Source organism: Nocardia grenadensis NBRC 108939, assembly GCF_001613445.1.
Lineage (GTDB): Bacteria > Actinomycetota > Actinomycetes > Mycobacteriales > Mycobacteriaceae > Nocardia > Nocardia grenadensis.
Window position 1 is genome coordinate 313,655 of the sequence record NZ_BDCJ01000006.1, and the last position, 16,533, is coordinate 330,187.

Sequence of the window (16,533 nt, forward strand, 5' to 3'; positions counted from 1 at the left end):
GCTGCTCAACTACACCGCCGGAAGCCCACCGCCGTGCGGCGACCGAGCACGCCGCACGGCCGCCTGGGCTGCCGGACACGTCGATCGCCACCCCGGCGACATCGCCCTCCCGGCCGGGCGCCGCCGATGATTCCGCGAAGAGAATTATCCGTCGTCCGTGGTCACCGCCCGGCCTGAGTGGAAGCCGAAGGTCAGCCGTGGCGCAACCGAAAAACCATACGCGCCAAGCGCAATCGCCGCATACTGCGGTGGAAGCCGGACAGGCCCAGCGGTTTCCCGTAGCGGTTGCGGGCGATGGACAGGGTCCGGCTGAATTCGCGCAGTCCGTGTACCCCGTGGCTGTGTCCCTGCCCGTATTCGCCGACCCCGCCGAAGGGCAGCGCCGGGATACTGGCATAGGTGGTGGCGGTATTGACCGTGACCACCCCGACCCGTAGTCGTTCGGCGTAGCTCTCGACCTCGGCGATATCGCGGGTGAACACCGATACCGCGATACCGCGGCCGGCATCGTTGATCCGGTCCACGGCGTCATCGAGATCGCGCACTCTGTTAACGATGAGGACCGGGCCGATGCCCTCCTCGGTGATGGCGACACTCTCCTCCGGGACGTCGGCCAGCACGATCGGCTCGACATAGGGCTCGCGGATGGAATCCAGCCCACCGACCACCGCGCGCCCGCCGCGGGCCAGGGCGTCGCGAACCTGTTTGCGCACCACCTCGGTCTGCGATTCCAGGATCATCGGTCCGTAGGACGACCGCCGATCCGCGCCGGGCTTCAGGGCGCGCGCCCGCGCGACCACCAGCTCGAGGAACTGGTCGTAGACCGAGGTCGCGACATAGGCCCGCTGGACACCGGTCGCGTTCTGGCCGGCATTGGTCATGGCCCCGAACACCGCGGCGTCGGCGGCGTCGTCGAGTTTCGCGTCGACGTGCACAATCATCGCGCCCTTACCGGAGTTCTCGATGACCACCGGGGTCATGGTCTGGGCGCACAGCGAGATCACCTCGCGGCCTTCGGCTTCCGGCCCCGCGTACGCGATCTTGTCGACCCCGGCGCGGCACAGCGCGGCCGTGGTCGAATCGTCACCGGTGACCGCCGCCAGAACGGGTTTGTCGGGAGCGATCTCGCGCCAGGTCTCGGCCAGCCACAGACCGGTGCCGCTGGTCACCGCGTGCGGTTTGAACACCACCGCGTTGCCGGCGGCCATGGCGTAGGCGATCGAACCCATCGGAGTGAAAACCGGGTTCTGCCAGGGCCCGAGAACGCCGATCACGCCCAGCGGCAGATAGCCGACCGATGCCCGCTGGTTGCGGGTCAGCCAGTTGGAGGCCAGCGGCTTCCGGCCCAGCGCGCGACCGGCATTGCGGGCCGCCCAGTCCAGATTCTCTACGGCGAGCATAACCTCGATCGCCGCGTCGGCCTCGGGTTTACCGGTTTCCTCGCGCAGGACCTCCACCAGTTGCGTGGCCCGGCGCGCGATAACTTTTTTCCACTCCAGCAGGAGTCGCTTGCGGGTTGCGAAACCCGCTGTCGACCACCACTGTTCGACCGTCCGCGCGGCATGGACCGCGCGTTCGAGTTCGCTGGGGCCGGCAACGGCATAACTGCCCACCACCTCACCGGTGCGGGGGTCGTGGGATGTGAGCACGCTCGGTCGGCCGGGTCCTCCCGAACGCGCCGCCACCTCGGGCTGCGCGGTATCGGCCATGGCACTCAGATTATGGTGGTGCCGTAGCGCCGACAAGGTACGAGCACTGCCCATGGACTGTCCCTGTACCGCCGACCAGGGTGGATCACCGGCCCTGACGTCGCTGTGAGCAAAGGCACATCTGGTTCGACCCGGCATGGGGTAAGGGCGGCGCTCCGGCGCCCGGTTCCTCGGCCGGTAACATCGCGCCCGGCGCCAGGGATCATCCAGGGGGATACCGATGCGCCGGTCACCCCGCCAGCCAATCAGGCCGATAGTGGAGAGTTGATGCCGAGTTCGAACGAAGCCGTGACAACCGCCGGCGAGAATGCCCCACCGCTTCGATCGGTGCATTCCCGTCCCCCAGGTGCCGCGACAGCGGAGTACGGGAACGGCCGCGCCGCGCCGGCGCTCGCACCCCTCCGCCCCCACGGCGCCGGACCCGCCTGGGCGGACACCGTTCGCGTCGAGGGCATCACCAAGTCCTTCGGTGAGGTGCACGCGTTGCGCGGGGTGAGTTTCTCGGCCAAGCGCGGCACCGTGCTCGGCATCCTGGGGCCCAACGGCGCGGGCAAGACCACCACCGTGAAAATCCTGTCCACGCTGCTGCGTCCCGATTCCGGGACCGCGGTGGTGGCCGGTCACGATATCCGCAAGGATCCGGCCGCGGTGCGTCGTTCGATCATGATGACCGGCCAGTACGCCGCCCTCGACGAAAACCTCTCCGGCCGGGAGAACCTCGAACTGTTCGGTCGGCTGATGGGCCTGGGCAAATCGGCGGCGCGGAAGCGCGCGGACGCGCTGCTCGAGGAATTCGATCTGGTCACTTCCGGCCGCCGCCCGGTCCGCCAGTACTCCGGCGGTATGCGGCGACGGGTCGATATCGCCTGCGGCCTGGTGGTCCGGCCCGCGGTGGTGTTCCTCGACGAACCGACCACCGGCCTCGATCCGCGCAGCCGGCAAGGTGTCTGGGAGCTGGTGACCGCGCTGAAAGAGCAGGGCATCACGGTGCTGCTCACCACCCAGTACCTGGAAGAAGCCGATGTGCTGTCGGACAACATCATCGTGATCGACAAGGGCACGGTGATCGCGGAGGGCACCGCCGACGAGCTCAAGGAGAAGACCGGCGGCAGCTACTGCGAGATCGTCCCACTCGACCCGACCCAGCTGGCCCGGGCCGCCACCGCTCTCGGGGACCTGGTTCCGCCGGCAGTCGCCGCCGAGCTCGCCGGGTCCGAACGTCTGTCCATCCCGGCACCCGACGGTGCCGCGACGCTGGCCGAGGCCCTGCGCCGGTTGGACGCCGCCGGCATCACGCTGGCCGATATCGGGCTGCGCCGCCCTTCTCTCGACGATGTGTTCCTGTCCATCACCGGGCATCCGGGCGGTACCGAGCAGCCGGGTGGTCCGGCGTGAGCGAGTCGGGCCCGGAGACGGTAGCGGAGCGTGACCACGCGGGGCCCTCGCTCATGCCCCAGAAATACACTGTGAGCGCTCCCGCGGCCTCCCGGCTCGATCTGTTCGGTGACCTGCCCCGGACGCGGCTGTCCACGTTCGCGCAGTGGCGGGCGTTGACCGGACGCGTCGTCTGGACCATGGTCACCAAGGGTGAGATGATCGCCGCGATCGTGATGCCGCTGGTCTTCACTCTCGGTTTCTATCTCCCGCTGCGCTATGTGATGCAGTTCCAGGGCATCGACTACGCGCAGTTCGTCATGCCGATCGTGGTGCTGCAGACCATGGCGTTCACCATGATGTCCAATGCGCAGCTGGCCGCTGTGGAGGCGCTCACCGGGTTCAGCACCCGGTTGCAGACCATGCCGATCGGCATGCTGGTACCGCTGGGTTCGCGGATCGCGGCCGGACTGTTCCGCTCGGTCGTATCCTTGGCCGCGGCCCTGATCTACGGCCACATCATCGGTTTCGAGTTCACCGCGGGCTGGGGGCAGACCATCGGCTTCTGCGCTTTCGCCCTCGCCGTCGGGACCGTGCTGGCGGTCGGCGCGGACGGGCTGGGCAGCCTGACCAAGAGCCCCGCTTCGCTGAGCCAGGCGCTCACCTTGCCGACGCTGATCTTCGGCATGATGTCGTGCGGTTTCGTGCCCGAGACCGGTTTCCCCGAATGGGTGCGGCCGTTCGTGCGCAATCAGCCGATCACCCAGTTCGCCTACGCACTGCGCGATATGGCGGGTGACGGGGTGACCTGGGAGGTGCTGCGAGTGGGATTGTTCTGGCTGGTCGGCGCGGCGGCGGTGTTCACCCCGTTCGCGGTCTGGGCGAGTGTGAGGCGGTCATGAGCGTTATCGAACAGTCCGCGGCGACCGGAACCGAGGAGTTGCCGGTACATATCGCCGCGCTCGAACTGCCCCGGGTCACCCCACGGTCCGAACGATCGCTCGTGGTCTGGGCAGTACACAGCTCCATCCAGTGCAAACGGCTGCTGACGGGCTGGCTGCGCGATCCGGCCACCACCATCCAGACGATCGTGTACCCGGCGCTGACGCTGGTGATGTTCTGGATCGTGCTCGACGATTCCATCTCCGGTTTCACCGGTAAGCCCGCCATCTACGGTACGGTCCCGATGATCACCCTCGTCGCGGCCATGACCGGCGCGGTGGTCAGCGCGCTGGGCTTCAAGGTCGAGAAGGCCACCGGGCTGCTGGGCCGGTTCTGGACCATGCCGATCCATCGCGCGGCGAGCCTGACCGGCCGGTTGTTCGCCGAGGTGATCCGGATCTCGCTCACCACGGTCATCATCATCGCCGTCGGTTTCGCCCTGGGATTCCGCTTCGACCAGGGACTGTGGGCCGCACTCGGACTCATGGGGATCCCGATCCTGTTCGGGCTCGCGTTCGCCGTCTTCATCACCGCGATCGCGGCCTCCACCGAGGGGCCGCTGCTGGTCCAGCTGGTCGCGATCTTCATGAACCTGCTGCTGTTCTTCAATTCCGGTTTCGTCCCGGTGTCCGCCTATCCGAGTTGGCTGCGGTCGACGGTGGAGAACCAGCCGATGAGCTGCGCCATCGAAGCGATGAAGGGATTGTCCCTCGGCGGTCCGGTCGCCGAACCGCTCGTGGACACCCTGCTGTGGGTGGTCGGCGCCATCCTGGTGTTCGGCTATCCCGCGGTCCGCGGCTACCGCAAATCCGCCGAACGTAGCGGCTGATCGCGCTCGGCTACTTCCGGGTCTCGGAAGTGGCCGCAGCGAACGGGTAGCCGAGCCAGCGGTCGCGGTTGGTCCAGCCGACCAGGTCGTAGCGCCAGCGGAACGGCCAGGTGTGCGAGACGGTGTTGAACAGCACCGCGCCCAGCGCCGCGTAATCGTCGTGGGCCGAGAGCAGGGCGCGCTGTCCGCGCGGCGAGGCGGAGAAAAAGGAATCGAACATGGCGATCGACTGCTCGGTGGTCAATCGGCCCAACCCCCACAGGCCGCGCATCCGCATCCAGTAGGTGAGCCGGGCCTGCCACGGCCACAGCGCGGCGATCGGGTCCTCACCGGCCAGGATCGCGGTGACCGCGGTATCGGCCAGCGCGAACGAATCGGCGACGCTGTAACCGGTGCAGGGGTGCATCATCCCGCCGCGCGACCCGTAGGGCACCACCTTCCCCACCCCGTTCTTCGGTGGTGGGGTGTCCAGCGGGTAGTGCGCGGCCTCGCTCGGCTCCGCACCGGTCAGTTCGATACCGTGCGCGGTCAGCCGCGCGAGGGTGCGTCGGCGCAGTTCGTGCTGGGGCATCCCGCCGCGCAGCCCCAGACTGGTCTCCTCGAAGATCACGGTGCCGTCGCCGAGGGGCACCGAATACAGGAACGACGGCGGCTCGTCGGGCCCGGCACCGTTCTCCGGCCGCCAATCCAGCAGCAGGCCCTCGCCCTCACCGACCATCGGCGCCGCGGTCTCGGCGTTCACGAAGATGCCGTGCGCGCTGGCCCCGCGCCGGTTGCCGAGCGGCGGCATCCCACGCGAATCCACCACCACCGCCGCACCGATCACGGTGCCGTCGGCCAGCTCGACCTCATGCGCCTCCACCCGGGCCGCCCGCCCCACGTACACCTGGGCGTCGTCGAGCGATAGCGCCTCGTGCAGCAACGGCTTGGACAGCACACAATAGGGCCGCTCGATCTTGATCGCGGACGTCGTCCAGACCACCGGCGCCGGAATCCTGCTCGCGATCACACTGTGCGGCAACCAGTCCGGGAGCTCGTCGATCCAGCAGGAGAAAGTCGGCGGCCACAGGCGATCCGGGCGGGGATCGACGGCGGCGACACGGAGACCGGCCACAACGGCCCGGTGGGCCAGCGCCCGCCCGGACGGGCCCAGCCCGACGACACAGATATCGAACTCACGGACCACGCTGTCTGCCATGTAGTGCATTCAACGGGGTGGGGCGGGGGAGGGCAACAAGCCGCTTGTGAAGCCGCTTGTGAAGGTGGGAAGTGGGTCTCCTCGGGAGACGAGGCGCGCCGATACGCGAAGGCGAGCATGCGCGCTTGCTCGTGAAGGTGCTGTGTTGTTGGCGCGCTGGCGCGCGCGGGGGTTGAGGCCCCCTTGGTCTCGCCGTTTCGGCCTCGAGCCTTGGCCGAAGGTGCTCAATGGTCGCACTCTATGGGCGGCCCACCGCATATCTCATGCGCTTCGAGGCCGAAACGGCGAGACGGGCCTCAACCCTTGGAGGTGTCTCGTAGGACTCGACGCATGCGGGTTGCGTCGGCATATGACGGTGAGGTCGGCGTGCGGACCTGTAGGTAGGGGTGGACCAGTGGTGTGTGTTGGGGGACTACGGGTGTGGCGGGGGCGCGCCGTTCTCTGTCCGCAGGTTTGTCCCGGGTTGCTAGTTCTTCGGGGTTACCCAGGTGGTGATGTCGGCGTGGACGACTTCTTTGCCGGTCTTGTCGTAGATCGAGACCGGCACGGTGAGGTCTCGGCCTTCGGTGATCGTGGCGAAGTCCGGGATATCCGTCAGTTCGGCGACGGCGCGCAGGCCCGTGGTGGCTTTGGTCAGGTACTGGACCTGCATCGCCTTGGGGATCCAGCGGTGGGTGGTGGGCACGGTGGCCTCGCTCAGCATGCCCATCGCGATTTCCGCGAGGTTGCAGGCGGCGATGGCGTGGAAGGTGCCCAGATGGTTGTGCACGCCGAACCATTTGGGGGCTTTGACCTCGCAGAGTCCGGGTTCGAGACGGACCACCCGGGGCAGCACCGTGGCGAAGTACGGCACCCGGGCCACCATCGACAGGGAGAACAGGCCGTGGCCGAAGGGGTTGTCCGGCAGTTTGCGCCAGCCGCGGTAGGTACCGGTCTCGTTGGTCATATCGCTATCTTACTCATCGGTAAGGTAGCGGCGGCGCGGTATGGTGGCCGCAGCGCCGGACCTCGGCCGACCCCGATTTGAAACGCCTCGGGGGGCTCGTGCATACTGTTCGGGTTGCCTTGCCCCGGGTGGCGGTCGTTTTCATGAAACGGCCAGGCCGGGCGGGGTGAGTAAAACCAGCGAGTACCTCATCGATTACCGATGTGGGTACGTCCGGGACGCAAGTTCCGAAGGCCACGATCGAAGTTTTCTTCCGAGGCCGAGGAATGAGCGGAGGGGCGACACGCCCGACCGCGTGGACCGGAGAACCATGACAGATGAACAGCGGCGCGGACTGGGTTGACCCCTGGTCGTGGTCTCCACTGTGTCGGTCTGGTGCCCGATCGGAAGCCCTGCGTAGTTACGCAGGCTGCCTCCGCCGGGCTCTGACCGATAGGGCGCGGGACGTCATCGTGTGTTCGGGCTGTGCAAATGAAGGTGGTACGGACGCCCTAGCCGGTATCCGGATCACGGACGAAAGCGGAGAAAAGGACACTTAGCGTGGCGGGACAGAAGATCCGCATCAGGCTCAAGGCCTATGACCACGAGGCGATCGATGCGTCTGCGCGCAAGATCGTCGAAACGGTGACCCGCACCGGGGCCCGGGTCGTCGGGCCGGTGCCGTTGCCGACCGAGAAGAACGTGTACTGCGTCATCCGTTCGCCGCACAAGTACAAGGACTCGCGCGAGCACTTCGAGATGCGTACGCACAAGCGGCTGATCGACATCCTCGACCCGACGCCGAAGACGGTGGACGCGCTCATGCGCATCGACCTGCCGGCCAGCGTCGACGTCAATATCCAGTGACGGGGACTCGAGACATGACTGACAACAAGAGCAGGCCCGCGGCCGGCATCCTGGGCACCAAACTGGGCATGACCCAGGTGTTCGACGACAAGAACCGGGTCGTCCCGGTCACCGTCGTCAAGGCCGGACCGAACGTGGTCACCCAGATCCGCACCGTCGAGCGCGACGGCTACAGCGCCGTACAGGTCGCCTTCGGTGCCATCGACCCCCGCAAGGTGAACAAGCCGGAGTCCGGCCAGTTCGCCAAGGCCGGTGTCACCCCGCGCCGCCATGTCGCGGAGATCCGGGTCGCGGATGCCTCCACCTTCGAAGTCGGCCAGGAGATCTCGGCCGCCGCGTTCGAAGAGGGCACCTACGTCGACGTCACCGGCACCAGCAAGGGCAAGGGCTTCGCCGGCACCATGAAGCGCCACGGCTTCCGTGGCCAGGGTGCCTCCCACGGTGCGCAGGCCGTGCACCGTCGCCCGGGTTCCATCGGTGGCTGCGCCACCCCCGGCCGCGTGTTCAAGGGCATGCGCATGTCGGGCCGCATGGGTAACGACCGCGTCACCACGCAGAACCTGTCGGTTCACAAGGTGGACGCCGAGAACGGCCTGCTGCTGATCAAGGGAGCGATCCCGGGTCGCAAGGGCGGCGTCGTGATCGTCAAGAGCGCCGTGAAGGGTGGTGCGCACGCATGACCAGCCTCGAGAAGAAGGCCAATCTGACGCTGCCGGTCAAGGAACTCGGTGGCAAGACCAACGGCACCGTCGATCTCCCCGCCGAGATCTTCGACGTGACCGCGAACATCGCGCTGATGCACCAGGTGGTCGTGGCCCAGCAGGCCGCCGCCCGCCAGGGCACGCATTCCACCAAGACCCGCGGCGAGGTCCGCGGCGGTGGTAAGAAGCCGTACCGCCAGAAGGGCACCGGCCGCGCCCGCCAGGGTTCGACCCGCGCGCCGCAGTTCGCCGGTGGTGGCATCGTGCACGGCCCCAAGCCGCGTGACTACAGCCAGCGCACCCCCAAGAAGATGATCCAGGCCGCCCTGCGTGGTGCGCTGTCGGATCGGGCGCGTAACGAGCGGATCCACGTGATCAGCGAGCTCGTCGCGGGCCAGGACCCCTCGACCAAGACCGCGAAGACCTTCCTGTCCGAGCTCTCGGATCGCAAGAAGTTCCTCCTGGTCGTCGGCCGCGACGACGTCGCCGCCTGGAAGAGTGCCCGCAACCTGGAATACGTGCACACCATCGCACCGGACCAGCTGAACACCTACGACGTGCTGGACAGCGACGTAGTCGTATTCAGCGTCGAGGCGCTCAACGCCTTCGTGCACGGCCCGGCTGAGGCTGCACAGGAGGAGAGCAAGTGAGCACCATCGCCGATCCGCGCGACATCCTGCTGGCGCCGGTCATCTCGGAGAAGTCCTACGGGCTGATCGAGGAAGGCACCTACACCTTCATCGTGCACCCCGACTCCAACAAGACCCAGATCAAGATCGCGGTCGAGAAGGTCTTCGGGGTGAAGGTCACCAGCGTCAACACCGCCAACCGTCAGGGCAAGCGCAAGCGGACCCGCTTCGGTTACGGCAAGCGCAAGGACACCAAGCGCGCGCTCGTGACCATCTCGGCCGACAGCAAGCCCATCGAGATCTTCGGAGGCCCGGTCGCGTAGGCGGCGGGGAGTCCAGAAAGCAGAGAAGAACTCATGGCAATCCGTAAGTACAAGCCGACTACCCCGGGCCGCCGCGGGTCGTCCGTCTCGGACTTCGCCGAGATCACCCGGTCGACCCCCGAGAAGTCGCTCATCCGCCCGCTGACCAAGAGCGGTGGCCGTAACGGCCACGGCCGGATCACCACCCGGCATCGCGGTGGCGGTCACAAGCGCGCCTACCGGCTGATCGACTTCCGCCGGCTGGACAAGGACGGCGTGCCGGCCAAGGTCGCTCATATCGAATACGACCCCAACCGCACCGCGAATATCGCGCTGCTGCACTACCTGGACGGCGAGAAGCGCTACATCATCGCGCCCAAGGGCATCGCGCAGGGCACGAAGATCGAGTCCGGTCCGACCGCGGATATCAAGCCCGGCAACAACCTGCCGCTGCGCAATATCCCGACCGGTACCACCATCCACGCGGTGGAGCTGCGTCCCGGCGGCGGCGCCAAGATGGCCCGCTCGGCCGGTGCCAGCATCCAGCTGCTGGGTAAGGAAGGCCCCTACGCCACGCTGCGTATGCCCTCCGGTGAGATCCGCCGCGTCGACGTGCGCTGCCGCGCCACCGTCGGCGAGGTCGGCAATGCCGAACAGTCGAACATCAACTGGGGCAAGGCCGGTCGTATGCGCTGGAAGGGTCGCCGCCCCACGGTCCGTGGTGTGGTCATGAACCCGGTCGACCACCCGCACGGTGGTGGTGAGGGCAAGACCTCCGGTGGTCGCCACCCGGTCTCGCCCTGGGGTCAGCCGGAAGGCCGCACCCGTAAGCCGAACCGTCCGAGCGACAAGCTCATCGTCCGTCGCCGTCGTACCGGCAAGAAGCGCTAAGGAGGAGGTAAGAAATGCCACGCAGCCTCAAGAAGGGCCCGTTCGTCGACGACCACCTCCAGGCGAAGGTGGACGTGCAGAACGACAAGGGCACCAAGCAGGTCATCAAGACCTGGTCGCGTCGTTCGACCATCACCCCCGATTTCATCGGTCACACCTTTGCCGTCCACGACGGCCGCAAGCACGTGCCGGTGTTCGTCTCGGAGAACATGGTCGGGCACAAGCTCGGTGAGTTCGCGCCGACCAGGACGTTCCGCAGCCACGTCAAGGAAGATCGGAAGAGCAAGCGGCGATGAGCACAGAAACGCAGAATCCGACTGCGCGCGCGACCGCCAAGCACGTGCGCGTGACCCCGATGAAGGCTCGCCGGGTCGTGGACCTGGTCCGCGGTAAGCGCGTCTCGGACGCGCTCGACCTGCTCCGGTTCGCCCCGCAGGCCGCCAGCGAGCCGGTCGCCAAGGTCGTGGCCAGTGCCGCGGCGAACGCCGAGAACAACCTCGGCCTCAACCCCGACACCCTGGTCATCTCGACGGCGTATGTCGACGAGGGCGCGACCATGAAGCGTTTCCAGCCGCGCGCCCAGGGTCGCGCGTTCCGGATCCGCAAGCGCACCAGCCACATCACCATCGAGGTCGAGAGCGTCCCCACCGCCGGTGGCACTCGTGGCCGCCGGAAGGGAGCGGCAAAGTAAATGGGACAGAAAATCAATCCCCATGGCTTCCGCCTCGGAATCACCACCGACTGGAAGTCCCGTTGGTACGCCGACAAGCAGTACTCGGACTACGTCAAGGAAGACGTCGCCATCCGGAAGCTGCTGAGCACCGGCATGGAACGGGCCGGTATCTCCAAGGTGGAGATCGAGCGCACCCGTGACCGGGTTCGCGTCGATATCCACACCGCGCGTCCGGGCATCGTCATCGGCCGCCGCGGCGCCGAGGCCGACCGCATTCGCGCCGAGCTGGAGAAGCTCACCGGCAAGCAGGTCCAGCTGAACATCCTCGAGGTCAAGAACCCCGAATCGGATGCCCAGCTGGTAGCCCAGGGTGTGGCCGAGCAGCTGTCCAACCGTGTGGCGTTCCGTCGCGCGATGCGTAAGGCCATCCAGTCGGCCATGCGTTCGCCGAACGTCAAGGGCATCCGTGTGCAGTGCTCGGGCCGCCTCGGTGGCGCCGAGATGTCGCGCTCGGAGTTCTACCGCGAAGGCCGCGTCCCGCTGCACACCCTGCGTGCCGATATCGATTACGGCCTGTACGAGGCCAAGACCACCTTCGGTCGTATCGGTGTCAAGGTCTGGATCTACAAGGGCGATATCGTCGGCGGCAAGCGTGAGCTGCCCGCCCCGAGCGCGCCGGCCGGGGATCGCCCGCGCCGGGAGCGCCCGAGCCGCCCGCGTCGTTCCGGTTCCTCCGGCACCACCGCGACCAGCACCGAGGCCGGGCGCGCCGCTACCGCGGTGGCCGAGCCCCCGGCAGAAAAGCAGGAGGGCTGACCAATGCTGATGCCCCGCAAGGTCAAGTTCCGTAAGCAGCATCACCCGAGCCGCAGCGGTCTCGCCAAGGGCGGCACCTCGGTGTCGTTCGGTGACTTCGGCATTCAGGCGCTGGAGCCGGCGTACGTGACCAACCGGCAGATCGAGTCGGCGCGTATCGCGATGACCCGCCACATCAAGCGTGGCGGCAAGATCTGGATCAACATCTACCCGGATCGCCCGCTCACCAAGAAGCCGGCCGAAACCCGCATGGGTTCCGGTAAGGGTTCGCCGGAGTGGTGGGTCGCGAACGTCAAGCCCGGCCGGGTGATGTTCGAGATGAGTTACCCCAATGAGGAGATCGCTCGTGAGGCGCTGCGCCGCGCGATGCACAAGCTCCCGATGAAGTGCAGGATCGTGACGAGGGAGGAGCAGTTCTGATGGCAACCGGTACCCCTGCCGCAGAGCTCCGCGAGCTGACCGAGGAGGAGCTCGTCTCCCGCCTGCGCGAATCGAAGGAAGAGCTGTTCAACCTGCGCTTCCAGATGGCGACCGGTCAGCTGACCAACAATCGCCGGCTGCGTGTGGTGCGTCACGAGATCGCGCGTATCTACACGGTCATGCGTGAGCGCGAGCTCGGTTTGGCCACCGGACCCGCTGACAAGGGAGATGCGGCATGAGCGAGAAAGAGCAGGAGCGCGGCCGCCGCAAGGTGCGGACCGGCTACGTCGTCTCCGACAAGATGAACAAGACGATCGTCGTCGAGTTGGAAGACCGTCACCGGCACGCTCTCTACGGCAAGATCATTCGCACCACCTCCAAGGTGAAGGCGCACGACGAGAACGAGACCGCCGGTGTCGGCGATCGCGTGCAGCTGATGGAGACCCGGCCCACCTCGGCCACCAAGCGGTGGCGGTTGATCGAGGTCCTGGAGAAGGCCAAGTAAGGTCGCTCTTCGGCTGCGAAGGTCGAAAACGTAAGGCCCGCTTCCCATTCGGGAGGCGGGCCTTCGTGCATCGTGCGGGTACCGAGGCGTGCCTTCGGTGCTCGGTCAGCTGGTGGGGCTGGTCGCCTACGGGGCTCTCACCGGCCAGCAGGGTGGGTGACCGGGACCACGGTCAGCAAGCCGTCGAGAGATCGAAAATCTTTCGGGTTCACTGTGTAGAGCGGTATTCGTTGTGCCGATGCGATAGCGGCGATCATCAAATCGACCCGGCGTGGCTTGGGGTTGTGGCCGGAACCCAGGGCCGCGGCTACGAGATGGCCGTAGCGGCGGGCGGCCGTGGTATCGAAGGGGAGTGGGTCGAACTGCGCTTCTGCGTTTTGGAGCCGTTCGATGCGTTCAGCGCGTTCGACCGGGTTGTCGGTGAAATGCGGTCCTGCGGCCAGTTCGGCCATAGTGACCGTGCTGACCGCGATATCTTCGGGCAGTTCCTCGGGACTCAAACGGTTGATCAGAATCAGGACGTTGGTATCGACCAGACCCCGACGCGTGTTGCCGTCATTCGCTGGTGTCCTCGCTGAAGGCGCCACGTCGATGGGCGCGGTCGTAGGGGTCGTACAGCGAGTCGTCGACGAACCGTTCGAGATCGGTGTGGGCGGCGTCGGTCGGCGACAGGTCACCGAAGGCTTCGAGGACTTCCGCGCGGGGTACCCAGACTCGACGCCTGGTATGGCGGTGCGGAACGAGGTCGGCCACCGGAGACCCGTCAACCGTGATTGTGTACGACTGGCCGGCTCCGACCTCCCGGAGGACCCGGCTCACCTCGTTGCGTAGTTCACGTTGCGGGATCTCGGAGAACTCTGCTGCCGAAGTCAATTGGCCATCCTAGCTCGCAGGCTACGGGGTTGCTACGGAGATACTACGGTTGCCGACCGGTATAAATCGCGAGCCCGCGAACTCATGTCGTAGAGACGCCGGTGACGATTCCGCGCCGGTATCGCTCGCCCCATGATTCGAGCAACTCCGCCACCGGCCGCAGGCTCACGCCGAGTTCGGTGAGGTCGTATTCGACCTTCGGTGGCACTTCGGCGTAGACCGTGCGACGGATCAGCCCGTCGGCTTCCAGTTCGCGGAGTTGGCGGGTGAGCATGCGCTGGGTGATGGTGGGCATGGCGCGGCGGAGTTCGCCGAAGCGCAGGGTGCCCTCGAAGAGATGGTTGACGATCGCCATCTTCCATTTGCCGCCCACCACTTCCATGGCGGCTTCGACGGTGCAGTATTCCGGTACGTCGTCGTGCATATGACCTCCATGGGTATACGTAATGTGCCTACCGCACAGAAAAGACTGTACTTGTACGAAGGGCCGGTAGCGCGGAATCTGTTCCCGAACCGGTTTCCGGCTAGTGCGAGGAGTTTCCGTGACCATTCATCCTGTTCTGTCCGAGGTGCGGATCGGTGCGCTGCGGTTGCGCAACCGCGCGGTCGTCGCGCCCATGTCGCGGGTGAGCACCGCAGGTGACGGCGTGCCCACCGACGCCATGGCGGAGTACTACGCGGGGTTCGCGGCGGGTGGGTTCGCGCTGATCACGACGGAGGGGGCATATATCGACGCGGAGTTCAGCCAGGCGTATCCCGACCAGCCCGGCATCGTGACCGAGCGTCAGATCGAGGCGTGGCGGGTGGTTACCGACGCGGTGCACGCGGCGGGCGGGATGATCGCCGTGCAGTTGATGCATGCCGGTGCGCTCGTGCAGGGCAATCGTCACAGTGACCGGAGTATCGCGCCGTCGGCGGTGCAGCCGTTGGGGGCCAAGATGGCGGCGTACGGCGGGGAAGGCCCGTTCGCGATGCCCGAGGCGGCGACCCGCGCGGATATCCGCCGGATAGTGGACGGGTTCGGCGCGGCGGCCGAGCGGGCCCGGGCCGCCGGGTTCGACGCCGTGGAGATCCACGGGGCGAACGGGTACCTCATCGACCAGTTCCTCACCGACTACACCAATCAGCGGGACGACGAGTACGGCGGCGAACCGGCGCGGCGGGTGCGGTTCGCGGTGGAGGTGGTCGAAGCGGTACGGGCGGCGGTGGGGCCGGAATTCCCGGTGGGGCTGCGGCTTTCCCAGACCAAGGTCAACGATCTCGGCTATCGGTGGTCCGGGGCCGGGGAAGCCGAGACGATCTTCCGCGCGGTCGGCGCGGCGGGGGTCGACTATCTGCATCTCGCGAGCGAGGGCCGGGACTGGTACGACACCTCCGTCCTGGACTCCGGAGAAACCGTTACCCGGCTGGCCCGGACGATCACCGGGCTGCCCGTGATCGTCAACGGCGGTATGCACGCTCCCGAGCTCGCGCGGACGGTACTCGAAGAGGGACACGCGGATCTGGTGGCGCTCGGCCGTGGCGCGCTCGCGAACCCGGATTGGCCGCGGGTGATCGCGGCGGCGGCCCGACCGGCCGACTTCGATCGCGGAATGCTCTATCCGGTGGTGACACTCGCCGGTCAGCGCGCCTGGGCTCGAACGCGGCGCGGGCAGGCCGCTGTGGTCCGATAGCGCAGTGGCGGCAACCCATGGGACGAACACGGGGACGTGGGCCCGGCTGGCGGCCGGTGCGCTGTTCGTGCGCGCCGGTACCGGGGGCGACGAGGTGCTGCTGGTGCACAAGACGTACGGCATCGGCTGGGATATTCCGGGCGGTTATGTCGAACCGGGGGAATCTCCGGCGCAGGCCTGCCGGCGGGAGGTCGCCGAGGAACTCGGGCTCGATCGGTCGCCCGGCCGGTTACTGGTGCACGATTGGGCGCCGAACCCGGGGGAGGGGGACAAGGTTCTCTACGTGTTCGACGGCGGTGGGCTCGATGACCGGGGCATTGTCCTGCAAGCCGCGGAGCTCGACCGCTGGGAATGGGTGCGGGTGGATCGGCTGGATGAGCGTGTCGTGGCGCGGCTGAGTCGTCGACTGCGATGTGCGCTGGTGGCCCGGGCGCGCAGGGTGACCCTGTATCTGGAGCGGGGCGTGGCCGCGCCGGAGGAACTCGCACCACCGGGTTGACCGCTGGTCATCGTGTGGGTTTCGGCACCCGAAATGTGATATAGGGGAGGGCGGTTGACGGGCCCCGGGTCCTCGGCGCTACGGTGTACGAGCTATGAGGGACGCTGCGACAACGATTTCGGGGGCCTGGCGGATCGACGACGGTACAGCGGTTACCTTCCGCGATGCCGCGGTGGCCTGGGCGATGGCCGCACATGAGGTGCTGGCCGAGACGGCGACGGAGTACGGATACTTCGTCACCGTGCAGGAACTCGCCGACCGGGTGCAGGAGATGTCGGGGGTGCACACCGATGCCCCGACCCGCACCTGGATGGACGCGATCCTGCGCAAAGTCGCCCGGCGCTGCCACAATGCGGGCGAGCCGCCACTCACGGCCCTGTGTGTGAAACGCAATTTGAAAGTCAGCGACAGCTACAAGTATGTGCTGGAGCTGGCGGCGCTACCGGTGCCGGCCGATATCGAAACCCACGCCGCGTACGCCCGCTGGGCCTGCTACGCGGCCCACGGTGCCGATGTGCCCGCCGACGGCGGTACCCCGCCACTGATCCCACGCGGTGGTAACGCCCGGCGGACGGTCGCCACCACCCGGACCGCCACGACCGCGCACAAACCGGAAACCGGAGCCCGCACGGTGGTGTGCTCCAGCTGTTTCATCCAGCTCCCGGCCACCGGTATCTGCGAACACTGCTGATCCCGCGACGCGGGCG

The 16,533-nt window shown here is 67.1% G+C and carries 23 protein-coding genes; 17 read left to right on the plus strand and 6 right to left on the minus strand.

Going from position 1 to position 16,533, the window contains the following annotated elements:
- Positions 1–191: 191 nt before the first annotated feature.
- Complete coding sequence (locus tag NGR01S_RS08285; RefSeq protein ID WP_084480492.1) at positions 192–1,709, minus strand: aldehyde dehydrogenase family protein; 1,518 nt, start codon at positions 1,707–1,709, stop codon at positions 192–194.
- 267 nt (positions 1,710–1,976) lie between these two features.
- On the opposite strand from NGR01S_RS08285, the gene NGR01S_RS08290 reads away from it, so the two are divergent.
- The 3 genes from NGR01S_RS08290 (at position 1,977) to NGR01S_RS08300 (ending at position 4,854) form a co-directional block, all read left to right on the plus strand.
- The gene (locus NGR01S_RS08290) at positions 1,977–3,104 is read left to right on the plus strand and encodes an ATP-binding cassette domain-containing protein (protein ID WP_084480494.1); all 1,128 of its coding nucleotides are present in this window, start codon (positions 1,977–1,979) and stop codon (positions 3,102–3,104) included.
- 71 nt (positions 3,105–3,175) lie between these two features.
- Positions 3,176–3,985, plus strand: a complete 810-nt coding sequence (locus tag NGR01S_RS08295; RefSeq protein ID WP_245664486.1) for an ABC transporter permease — start codon at positions 3,176–3,178, stop codon at positions 3,983–3,985.
- Entirely contained in the window at positions 3,982–4,854 is an 873-nt protein-coding gene (locus NGR01S_RS08300; protein WP_063035574.1) for an ABC transporter permease, read from the plus strand. Before NGR01S_RS08295 ends, NGR01S_RS08300 begins: the two co-directional genes overlap by 4 nt.
- Before the next feature lie 10 nt (positions 4,855–4,864).
- Here the strand turns inward: NGR01S_RS08300 and NGR01S_RS08305 are convergent, their stop codons facing one another.
- A complete protein-coding gene (locus NGR01S_RS08305; RefSeq protein WP_063035704.1) occupies positions 4,865–6,052 on the minus strand; it encodes a lycopene cyclase family protein in 1,188 nt (395 codons plus the stop codon).
- 466 nt (positions 6,053–6,518) lie between these two features.
- Positions 6,519–6,998: a hotdog fold domain-containing protein gene (locus NGR01S_RS08310; RefSeq protein WP_063035575.1), complete on the minus strand. Its 480-nt coding sequence runs from the start codon at positions 6,996–6,998 to the stop codon at positions 6,519–6,521.
- A gap of 540 nt (positions 6,999–7,538) precedes the next feature.
- On the opposite strand from NGR01S_RS08310, the gene rpsJ reads away from it, so the two are divergent.
- Genes rpsJ through rpsQ form a run of 11 tightly spaced genes read left to right on the plus strand, consistent with a single transcriptional unit; the run spans position 7,539 to position 12,781 of the window.
- The gene (gene rpsJ / locus NGR01S_RS08315) at positions 7,539–7,844 is read left to right on the plus strand and encodes a 30S ribosomal protein S10 (protein ID WP_003938093.1); all 306 of its coding nucleotides are present in this window, start codon (positions 7,539–7,541) and stop codon (positions 7,842–7,844) included.
- A 14-nt stretch (positions 7,845–7,858) separates the two neighbouring features.
- Positions 7,859–8,524, plus strand: a complete 666-nt coding sequence (gene rplC / locus NGR01S_RS08320; RefSeq protein ID WP_039822429.1) for a 50S ribosomal protein L3 — start codon at positions 7,859–7,861, stop codon at positions 8,522–8,524.
- On the plus strand, positions 8,521–9,195 hold the full coding sequence (gene rplD / locus NGR01S_RS08325) for a 50S ribosomal protein L4 (RefSeq protein ID WP_063035576.1): 675 nt from the start codon (positions 8,521–8,523) through the stop codon (positions 9,193–9,195). Before rplC ends, rplD begins: the two co-directional genes overlap by 4 nt.
- Positions 9,192–9,497 (plus strand): 50S ribosomal protein L23, encoded by a 306-nt coding sequence (gene rplW / locus NGR01S_RS08330; RefSeq protein WP_030522697.1) that lies wholly within the window; start codon positions 9,192–9,194, stop codon positions 9,495–9,497. Before rplD ends, rplW begins: the two co-directional genes overlap by 4 nt.
- A 33-nt stretch (positions 9,498–9,530) precedes the next feature.
- Positions 9,531–10,367 carry a 50S ribosomal protein L2 gene (rplB, locus tag NGR01S_RS08335; RefSeq protein WP_063035577.1) on the plus strand — a complete coding sequence of 279 codons (837 nt, stop codon included), beginning with the start codon at positions 9,531–9,533 and terminating at the stop codon, positions 10,365–10,367.
- A gap of 14 nt (positions 10,368–10,381) precedes the next feature.
- A complete protein-coding gene (gene rpsS, locus NGR01S_RS08340; RefSeq protein WP_030522695.1) occupies positions 10,382–10,663 on the plus strand; it encodes a 30S ribosomal protein S19 in 282 nt (93 codons plus the stop codon).
- On the plus strand, positions 10,660–11,058 hold the full coding sequence (rplV, locus tag NGR01S_RS08345; RefSeq protein ID WP_039822432.1) for a 50S ribosomal protein L22: 399 nt from the start codon (positions 10,660–10,662) through the stop codon (positions 11,056–11,058). Before rpsS ends, rplV begins: the two co-directional genes overlap by 4 nt.
- Positions 11,059–11,856: a 30S ribosomal protein S3 gene (rpsC, locus tag NGR01S_RS08350; RefSeq protein WP_063035578.1), complete on the plus strand. Its 798-nt coding sequence runs from the start codon at positions 11,059–11,061 to the stop codon at positions 11,854–11,856.
- 3 nt (positions 11,857–11,859) lie between these two features.
- Positions 11,860–12,276 (plus strand): 50S ribosomal protein L16, encoded by a 417-nt coding sequence (gene rplP, locus NGR01S_RS08355; RefSeq protein ID WP_039822434.1) that lies wholly within the window; start codon positions 11,860–11,862, stop codon positions 12,274–12,276.
- On the plus strand, positions 12,276–12,515 hold the full coding sequence (gene rpmC, locus NGR01S_RS08360; protein ID WP_039822435.1) for a 50S ribosomal protein L29: 240 nt from the start codon (positions 12,276–12,278) through the stop codon (positions 12,513–12,515). The genes rplP and rpmC overlap by 1 nt, the downstream gene beginning before the upstream one ends.
- Positions 12,512–12,781 carry a 30S ribosomal protein S17 gene (gene rpsQ, locus NGR01S_RS08365; protein ID WP_063035579.1) on the plus strand — a complete coding sequence of 90 codons (270 nt, stop codon included), beginning with the start codon at positions 12,512–12,514 and terminating at the stop codon, positions 12,779–12,781. Before rpmC ends, rpsQ begins: the two co-directional genes overlap by 4 nt.
- Before the next feature lie 137 nt (positions 12,782–12,918).
- Here the strand turns inward: rpsQ and NGR01S_RS08370 are convergent, their stop codons facing one another.
- From NGR01S_RS08370 to NGR01S_RS08380, 3 genes are all read right to left on the minus strand, one after another.
- Positions 12,919–13,368: a type II toxin-antitoxin system VapC family toxin gene (locus NGR01S_RS08370; RefSeq protein ID WP_063035580.1), complete on the minus strand. Its 450-nt coding sequence runs from the start codon at positions 13,366–13,368 to the stop codon at positions 12,919–12,921.
- Positions 13,337–13,654, minus strand: coding sequence for a type II toxin-antitoxin system Phd/YefM family antitoxin (locus tag NGR01S_RS08375; RefSeq protein WP_084480496.1), 318 nt, complete (start codon positions 13,652–13,654; stop codon positions 13,337–13,339). Before NGR01S_RS08375 ends, NGR01S_RS08370 begins: the two co-directional genes overlap by 32 nt.
- An 82-nt stretch (positions 13,655–13,736) precedes the next feature.
- Positions 13,737–14,078: a winged helix-turn-helix transcriptional regulator gene (locus tag NGR01S_RS08380; protein ID WP_063035582.1), complete on the minus strand. Its 342-nt coding sequence runs from the start codon at positions 14,076–14,078 to the stop codon at positions 13,737–13,739.
- A 118-nt stretch (positions 14,079–14,196) separates the two neighbouring features.
- Here NGR01S_RS08380 and NGR01S_RS08385 point away from each other — a divergent pair, with 118 nt between their 5' ends.
- From NGR01S_RS08385 to NGR01S_RS08395, 3 genes are all read left to right on the plus strand, one after another.
- Complete coding sequence (locus NGR01S_RS08385; RefSeq protein ID WP_245664488.1) at positions 14,197–15,327, plus strand: oxidoreductase; 1,131 nt, start codon at positions 14,197–14,199, stop codon at positions 15,325–15,327.
- Between the two features lie 4 nt (positions 15,328–15,331).
- On the plus strand, positions 15,332–15,826 hold the full coding sequence (locus NGR01S_RS08390; protein ID WP_063035584.1) for an NUDIX domain-containing protein: 495 nt from the start codon (positions 15,332–15,334) through the stop codon (positions 15,824–15,826).
- A 94-nt stretch (positions 15,827–15,920) separates the two neighbouring features.
- Positions 15,921–16,517, plus strand: a complete 597-nt coding sequence (locus NGR01S_RS08395; RefSeq protein ID WP_245664489.1) for a hypothetical protein — start codon at positions 15,921–15,923, stop codon at positions 16,515–16,517.
- The last annotated feature ends 16 nt before the right edge of the window (positions 16,518–16,533 follow it).

Coding starts and splice junctions, on each gene's coding strand:
- rpsQ (WP_063035579.1), top strand. CDS start 12,512: ATGAGCGAGAAAGAGCAGGAGCGCGGCCGCCGCAAGGTGCGGACCGGC.
- NGR01S_RS08305 (WP_063035704.1), bottom strand. CDS start 6,052: ATGGCAGACAGCGTGGTCCGTGAGTTCGATATCTGTGTCGTCGGGCTG.
- rplC (WP_039822429.1), top strand. CDS start 7,859: ATGACTGACAACAAGAGCAGGCCCGCGGCCGGCATCCTGGGCACCAAA.
- NGR01S_RS08290 (WP_084480494.1), top strand. CDS start 1,977: ATGCCGAGTTCGAACGAAGCCGTGACAACCGCCGGCGAGAATGCCCCA.
- rpmC (WP_039822435.1), top strand. CDS start 12,276: ATGGCAACCGGTACCCCTGCCGCAGAGCTCCGCGAGCTGACCGAGGAG.
- rpsS (WP_030522695.1), top strand. CDS start 10,382: ATGCCACGCAGCCTCAAGAAGGGCCCGTTCGTCGACGACCACCTCCAG.
- rplD (WP_063035576.1), top strand. CDS start 8,521: ATGACCAGCCTCGAGAAGAAGGCCAATCTGACGCTGCCGGTCAAGGAA.
- rplB (WP_063035577.1), top strand. CDS start 9,531: ATGGCAATCCGTAAGTACAAGCCGACTACCCCGGGCCGCCGCGGGTCG.
- rplV (WP_039822432.1), top strand. CDS start 10,660: ATGAGCACAGAAACGCAGAATCCGACTGCGCGCGCGACCGCCAAGCAC.
- rplP (WP_039822434.1), top strand. CDS start 11,860: ATGCTGATGCCCCGCAAGGTCAAGTTCCGTAAGCAGCATCACCCGAGC.
- NGR01S_RS08300 (WP_063035574.1), top strand. CDS start 3,982: ATGAGCGTTATCGAACAGTCCGCGGCGACCGGAACCGAGGAGTTGCCG.
- NGR01S_RS08285 (WP_084480492.1), bottom strand. CDS start 1,709: ATGGCCGATACCGCGCAGCCCGAGGTGGCGGCGCGTTCGGGAGGACCC.
- NGR01S_RS08395 (WP_245664489.1), top strand. CDS start 15,921: ATGAGGGACGCTGCGACAACGATTTCGGGGGCCTGGCGGATCGACGAC.
- NGR01S_RS08380 (WP_063035582.1), bottom strand. CDS start 14,078: ATGCACGACGACGTACCGGAATACTGCACCGTCGAAGCCGCCATGGAA.
- rpsC (WP_063035578.1), top strand. CDS start 11,059: ATGGGACAGAAAATCAATCCCCATGGCTTCCGCCTCGGAATCACCACC.
- NGR01S_RS08310 (WP_063035575.1), bottom strand. CDS start 6,998: ATGACCAACGAGACCGGTACCTACCGCGGCTGGCGCAAACTGCCGGAC.